The 6045-nt window shown below is 38.4% G+C and carries 10 protein-coding genes and 1 pseudogene; 9 read left to right on the top strand and 2 right to left on the bottom strand.

The features are described from left to right. Positions 1-476 (bottom strand): RNA-guided endonuclease InsQ/TnpB family protein (locus EWV60_RS22420; protein WP_287234901.1); only part of this gene is annotated, 476 nt, incomplete at its 3' end. A gap of 369 nt (positions 477-845) precedes the next feature. Here EWV60_RS22420 and EWV60_RS22415 point away from each other — a divergent pair. From EWV60_RS22415 to EWV60_RS22375, 9 genes and pseudogenes are all read left to right on the top strand, one after another. Then, positions 846-1262, top strand: coding sequence for an aspartyl protease family protein (locus tag EWV60_RS22415; protein WP_287234899.1), 417 nt, complete (start codon positions 846-848; stop codon positions 1260-1262). Positions 1263-1425: 163 nt separating this feature from the next. Beyond that, the gene (locus tag EWV60_RS22410; protein WP_002775448.1) at positions 1426-1659 is read left to right on the top strand and encodes a DUF433 domain-containing protein; all 234 of its coding nucleotides are present in this window, start codon (positions 1426-1428) and stop codon (positions 1657-1659) included. Next, complete coding sequence (locus EWV60_RS22405; RefSeq protein ID WP_002733650.1) at positions 1656-2030, top strand: DUF5615 family PIN-like protein; 375 nt, start codon at positions 1656-1658, stop codon at positions 2028-2030. The genes EWV60_RS22410 and EWV60_RS22405 overlap by 4 nt, the downstream gene beginning before the upstream one ends. Positions 2031-2443: 413 nt before the next feature. Further along, entirely contained in the window at positions 2444-2665 is a 222-nt protein-coding gene (locus EWV60_RS22400; RefSeq protein WP_002769518.1) for a DUF2283 domain-containing protein, read from the top strand. 36 nt (positions 2666-2701) lie between these two features. After that, a pseudogene (locus EWV60_RS23335) lies at positions 2702-2953 on the top strand (hypothetical protein). Between the two features lie 53 nt (positions 2954-3006). Beyond that, positions 3007-3201 carry a RelB antitoxin-like protein gene (locus tag EWV60_RS22390; RefSeq protein WP_002792166.1) on the top strand — a complete coding sequence of 65 codons (195 nt, stop codon included), beginning with the start codon at positions 3007-3009 and terminating at the stop codon, positions 3199-3201. 49 nt (positions 3202-3250) lie between these two features. Further along, positions 3251-3571, top strand: a complete 321-nt coding sequence (locus EWV60_RS22385) for a DUF6883 domain-containing protein (protein WP_002743275.1) — start codon at positions 3251-3253, stop codon at positions 3569-3571. 12 nt (positions 3572-3583) lie between these two features. Beyond that, positions 3584-3820, top strand: a complete 237-nt coding sequence (locus EWV60_RS22380) for a DUF4926 domain-containing protein (protein ID WP_002731660.1) — start codon at positions 3584-3586, stop codon at positions 3818-3820. A 159-nt stretch (positions 3821-3979) separates the two neighbouring features. Further along, positions 3980-4933 (top strand): DNA cytosine methyltransferase, encoded by a 954-nt coding sequence (locus EWV60_RS22375; RefSeq protein ID WP_287234891.1) that lies wholly within the window; start codon positions 3980-3982, stop codon positions 4931-4933. 154 nt (positions 4934-5087) lie between these two features. Here EWV60_RS22375 and EWV60_RS22370 read toward each other — a convergent pair whose 3' ends face one another. Next, positions 5088-5738 (bottom strand): hypothetical protein, encoded by a 651-nt coding sequence (locus tag EWV60_RS22370; RefSeq protein ID WP_002775435.1) that lies wholly within the window; start codon positions 5736-5738, stop codon positions 5088-5090. Positions 5739-6045: the final 307 nt, after the last annotated feature.

Below are 6045 nucleotides of genomic sequence, written 5' to 3'. Positions count from 1 at the left end.
CGTCCAGAAGGATGTAATCTGACTGTTACTGTGCTTGGTTCACAGCTTTCTGGTATTTGTCTTGACCATCGAATAGGTAAAGGTTCTGTGCATTTGGCTAAATAGATTTGTCTGTCTTTGAACTTAAAAGCAGATTTGGTAAATTCGGCACTTCCTCCTTGATGTTTTTTCTTAAAGTTAGGATACTTATTACGACCAGCAAAGAAATTAGTAAAAGCTGTTTGTAGGTGTCTTAACCCTTGTTGTAAAGGTACACAGCTTACTTCATTGAGAAAGTCTAATTCTTCTTGTTTTTTCCAATCGGTTAGCATTGAAGAAGTTTGAGCGTAGCCTACTCTTTCTTGTCTTTCGTACCAAGCTTGTGTTCTGACATGGAGAGCTTTGTTGTAAACCAATCTTACACATCCCAAAGTGCGCCGCAATAGCGACTCTTGTTCTGGTGTTGGGTAAAATCGAAACGAATAGGCTTTTTCCATACCTCACATTTTAGCATATATTTCGTAAACGATGCTCATATTTAACAGCAAAGCCGCCGTAAAACGGCGGGGTTTCAGACCCAAATTTTCGATGATAAATTTCCACGGTGAATAGATAGCTTTATGAGAAAATGGAAAGGTAATGCAATCCTCTAAGCCAGATGACTATAGCAGAGCTATTCCCTACTTTGAGAAGTCTGCCTCGTGCAGACAAGTTGAAGGTGATGCAATTTCTGATCGCAGAACTAAGTAAAGACGAGGAGCCAAGCCTACAGCCAGGAGCAACATATTTACTCTCGTCGCCGCTTAATTCACACGCAGCGGCGCAGAAACTTGCTCAACTCCTAGATTCGGAACAAGCAACGCACAATGCGTAACGCCCAACGATTTAACTTTACCGAAGGATTCGATGGATTTGGTGTCCCCGATGCCTTGCCTCAACTACCTATATCTCTGACATACCAAGATAGATCCGTAGAGTTTTCAGCACTGTTAGACACGGGTGCAAGTGTTAATGTCTTACCGTACAGCGCTGGAGCTCAACTTGGTGCGATTTGGGAAGAGCAGACAACCTCTGTCATCTTAGCTGGTAATTTGGCTTCGATCGAGGCGCGAGGTTTACTGGTTTCGGCACAGATTGGTAATTTCAACCCAGTTCGGCTGGTTTTTGCTTGGAGCTTGTCTGATGATACACCTTTACTACTGGGTCGGATGAATTTTTTTCTAGAATTTGATGTCTGCTTCTATCGTTCACAACTTGTTTTTGAAATCTGCCCTAAATCCTAAAATGCACGGCGATCGCCGATTTTGTAGGGTGCGCCCGATGGCGTAACGCACCTGAGATTAATTCTGATTAATTGCCAATTCATTGCCGACACAAGAGTTAAAGCGATAACAATTCATTGCTGTATGTAACAATATAAGAGGAGTTTATCTCAGGAGTTCCACAGTGATTAAAGAGCTAGACCGTATTACTGTTAATCCACAAATATGTCTTGGACAGCCAACGATTCGAGGAATGCGTATCACTGTGGGATTTGTTCTGAAACTGTTGGCTAGTCAGTTATCTATTCAGGAAGTCTTAGAGGCTTATCCAGAGTTAGAGGAGGAAGATATTCGTCAGGCTCTTAATTATGCAGCTTGGGCTGTATCCGATTATATCGTTAGCTTCACTTCGGCATGAGTAGTCTGCGTTTACTGGCTGATGTTCATATCTCCCCTTTGACAGTTGCGGCTTTAAGGTTACAGGGCTACGACATAGTACGCACTACAGACTTTTTACCTGCCACTGCTGCCGACGCGGAGATTTTGGAACTTGCCAGAGTGGAAGGTCAAGTTATTTTAACACAAGACTTAGACTTTTCCCTGCTGGTAGCCCTCAATAATTATGGACTGCCTAGCTTGATTACATTACGGTTATCTTCTGCCAGACCTGATGTAGTTGCTCAAAGGCTTCTAGATGTTTTACTGACTGTGGAAACGGAACTGACAGAAGGTGCGGCAATTACTATCAGCGATGACTCTGTGCGTGTTCGTAAACTTCCAATTCGATGAACCCGCACCTCAAACGATGTCAGACAAAGAAATAGAAACGATTTTCAAGGAAAAATTAAATCAAATAATTGAGGAATAGAAATCGTGTGTTATGCGATTATTATCGAAAAAATTGATAGGGTTTCGATTCCTGTTACAGGTTGGCGATATAATATTGGTTGGATAAATGAAAGAAGTTCGATTTAGTGAGCATTCTAGAATCAAATTGAATTTGCTATCCGCTCGTGGAATTTTTATCACTCCTGAATTTATCCTCGAAACTGTACAATTTCCTGACAAAATAGAAATCTCTGAAGACAACAAGCGAATCGCACAAAAAAAGTTCAATGATAATTTAGTGATTCGAGTAGTTTATCGAGAATTCAGTGCTTTTTTCTTAATCATCACCCTTTACCCCGGTAGGATATCCCGATATGAACAAGATACACTATAGCCCAGATGTGGATGCTTTATTAATTGAGTTAAACAATAATCCAATTGCTTACGCAGAGGAGGAAGGGAAAACAATATTACATTATTCCGAGGACGATCAGTTAGTTTTAATCGAGATTCTAGATTTTGGTTGTTCTCTGTCGGAAGATGCTAGACAAGAACTTGCAAAATCCATATCTTCTCGTGAATCGATTAAAATATAGTTATTAGTTAATATCCATCTCACAACAATTTAAATCATGAAAGGTATTCAGTATATTGTCGATGAAACAGGAGAAAAAACAGCAGTTGTTATCGATATAAAAGAATGGGGTCAACTGTGGAATGAGTTTTATCAAAATTTAATCGATCGCTCTCCCGTAAATGAAGACTGGATAAATTGATCGCCTTTTCGAGAAAAATTAGATCAAGCTCTGACATGGAATGCTAATCATCCACCGCAGTTATCAAATCTAGAATTACTAGAGAGCAAACTCGAAAATTATGAGTGAGGTTTTACTTGATTTATCAATAATAATCTAGAGAACTTTTAGAGGAACTACAAATGCTAGAAATTACCAAAAACTATGTATTAGACAAAGATCAAAAGCCGATTGCTGTTCAGATTCCCATTGCTGAATTTGAAAAAATCGAAGAAATCCTAGAGGATTACGGACTAGGAAAACTCATCGAAGAAGTTGAAAATGATCAAATCCTAGACAAAGAAAAAGCCTGGCAATACTGCCCGCATATACTGTAAAATCTATTTTATAGAAGTCTATAAAGAAATTGGCTAAATTACAATATAAATGCCTTATTTAAATCCCAATGCGACAATCCCACCAGCTAAATTAACCCAGTATTTGCTAGTTTTACAACCCAAAGATGATAAATCAGGCTTTCTGGCACAAGCGGGATATAATTTAGACAACTGGCAGGTATTGGAACAAGATTTAAGACGTATTCTTCTCAACGAGGCCACCTTAAATAAACAAACAAAGTTCGGTGATATTTATGAAATTAAAGGACTTTTACAAGGGGTGAACGGGATAAACTTACGAGTCTCTACCTATTGGATTATCGACTCACTTACGAAAGAAACAAGATTTGTGACTTTATTACCAGATTAAAAGAGTTAGACTATGAAATTTGATATGTTTTCCGAAGTTCAATTAACCGAAGATTTGCCAGAATCTAATTTGTCTCGTGGCACTCACGCGATTATCGTGGATTATTGTCCTCGACCCGAAGGCCAAGAGGATGGCTATGTTTTAGAAGTGTTAAATAATCAGGGAAAAGCCTATACAGTTATCGCTGTAGAAGTTTCCAAGATTGAATCAATTCAAAATCTTAAACAGGATGAATTTCAAATTATATAATTCTGTTATTCTTTTTTTTGTGTATGTCTCCAGAGATGACGACTGTTTTCAGGTTGTTACTCTCAAGCGCCAATGAAATATTTACCGTCCGCTCTTTGGTGAAAGTTAGATAAGTTAAAATCAAAGAGAATATCCCTATCGCTACAATCTCAACTATCGATGAATCTCCTGAAAGATAGTAAAAAAATTCGTTTTATTGACCTCTTTTGTGGTTTGGGAGGGTTTCGAGTGGCGATTGAACAAGTTTGTCGCCAAAAAAACTTAGAATCTGATTGTGTTTTTTCCTGTGATATAGATAAAGATGCTCAGGCAATTTATCACGCTAATTTTGGCGACCAACCCCGGGGAGATATTACCGAAATCGCTGCCCTAGATATTCCCAATCACGATATTTTAATGGCGGGATTTCCCTGTCAACCCTTTAGTATTTGTGGTAATTTAAAGGGATTTGAAGATACCAGAGGCACGCTATTTTTTGAGATTGCTCGCATTTTAAAAGCCAAACAACCCGCAGCATTTATTCTGGAAAATGTCAAGCAATTGCAGGGACATCAACAGGGAAAAACCTTGCAAGTTATTCTCGATACTTTACAAGATTTAGATTACTATACCGATTATCGGGTTTTGAATGCTCTTAATTTTGGTTTACCGCAAAAACGGGAAAGGATTTTTATCGTTGGTTTCCGAGAAACTAGGGGTTTTATCTGGCCAAAACCAGCTTTATCTAGAACAAGTTTAACAGAAATCTTAGAGGAAAATGTTTCGGATTTTTATTATGCTTCCGAAAAAATTCAAAAAAGTCGCCTGCTGAAAAGAGAGGGAAAAAAACCTTATAGTGAACCGACTATCTGGCACGAAAATAAAGGAGGAAATGTCAGCGCTTATCCCTATTCCTGTGCCTTGCGAGCAGGAGCATCCTATAATTATTTGTTAGTGGATGGGAAAAGACGCTTAACAGCAAGAGAAATGCTCCGTTTACAAGGTTTTCCCGATGATTATCAAATTGTCGGCAGTTATCAAACTATGCGAAAATTAACCGGTAATAGTGTAGCGATTTCCTGCGTAGCTGCTGTGGTTAATTCTGTAATCGAGTCTTGGTTAGATATTGAGTAAGCATCAACTAATTCATTCTCGTTCAATCGACACCTTAATTAAGTTTATTTTTGACTTAGGAGTTTTAGATAGTGGTAATTATTCAAGACGCTTTTAATTCCCTATATAGACAGTAAAATACTAGGAGATTATAGCTTGTTTGAGTCGTCCTAATTTATGTCTCTAAAATTAGCTGACCCATTGCCTTGAGAATTTGGAGCAGATTAATTGCTGATTCAGGATACATTAAATTAAGTTCTGGCATTATCTGATAAGTGGGGTTAGTTTCTTGTCTGAGATAGACGAACATATATTGTAAGCCATTAGTTGCTAATCCCCAAACTGAGGGTTGTCTTTCTAAGCTATTGTAGGCATAAGTCAATAATTGAGGTAATCCCTGACGCACTTCGATTCCACTCTCTTTAGCTTCAATGACTAAAATCCAAAAAGGGATATCATTGACAGTTGCTATCGAATTATTCACCGTGACAATATCAAACCATCCGCTAATAGTTTTATCTTCATCCACAAGGATAATATTATCAATCCCTTCTTCAACCCTAATCTTAATCGGATAACGATAAAAACCCGCTAACCGCAATAGGGGAAATAGGGTTAAAACTTTAACTTGTCCTTCTGATGCTTTATCTTCCATCAAATAGGGTCGAAAATCGTTGCGGATTTGAACAAGTTCTAATTTTTCTGCGTCGCTGACGGTTTCCAATGTTAAAAGCTCTGTAAATGAAACATCTTCAAGCTTTTCTTGGAAATTAAGATGACGTTGAACATCAGCAAGGGTTAGTTTACTCGTTTTGAGGGTAAGCATTGATTGAGCAAGCAGTACAGTCCTGTTTCCATGATAGCGGAAAATAGGTTTCTCGGCTGTTCTTGCTAACAAAATAAGCCAAGACAGAAACATAAATTTAACAATAAAGTTGCTGGGTGGGGTGCGGATTGTTAATGTTGGTTTTTTAAAAGAATTGGTTGCCTTCTAACGCACTTTACACTCGTCGGCCTTTTTTGGGACTATTAACCCCTATCTCTATAGGTGAGTTAGCAATGGGTAACTAGAATAATAAAGGAGAACCATTGCCGAAAAACGAGAGCGCTATGCCAGAAGAAACCATTTGGAT

The organism is Microcystis sp. Msp_OC_L_20101000_S702, assembly GCF_007095705.1.
GTDB classification, from domain to species: Bacteria; Cyanobacteriota; Cyanobacteriia; order Cyanobacteriales; family Microcystaceae; genus Microcystis; species Microcystis ichthyoblabe_A.
Note: the sequence above shows the minus strand (reverse complement) of the source record. Positions and strands in the feature narration are given on the sequence as shown.

Bases quoted from the DNA above. Each gene is read 5' to 3' on its own strand.
- EWV60_RS22415 (WP_287234899.1), top strand. From the start codon at position 846: ATGCGTAACGCCCAACGATTTAACTTTACCGAAGGATTCGATGGATTT.
- EWV60_RS22405 (WP_002733650.1), top strand. From the start codon at position 1,656: ATGAGTAGTCTGCGTTTACTGGCTGATGTTCATATCTCCCCTTTGACA.
- EWV60_RS22400 (WP_002769518.1), top strand. From the start codon at position 2,444: ATGAACAAGATACACTATAGCCCAGATGTGGATGCTTTATTAATTGAG.
- EWV60_RS22390 (WP_002792166.1), top strand. From the start codon at position 3,007: ATGCTAGAAATTACCAAAAACTATGTATTAGACAAAGATCAAAAGCCG.
- EWV60_RS22385 (WP_002743275.1), top strand. From the start codon at position 3,251: ATGCCTTATTTAAATCCCAATGCGACAATCCCACCAGCTAAATTAACC.
- EWV60_RS22380 (WP_002731660.1), top strand. From the start codon at position 3,584: ATGAAATTTGATATGTTTTCCGAAGTTCAATTAACCGAAGATTTGCCA.
- EWV60_RS22375 (WP_287234891.1), top strand. From the start codon at position 3,980: ATGAATCTCCTGAAAGATAGTAAAAAAATTCGTTTTATTGACCTCTTT.
- EWV60_RS22370 (WP_002775435.1), bottom strand. From the start codon at position 5,738: ATGCTTACCCTCAAAACGAGTAAACTAACCCTTGCTGATGTTCAACGT.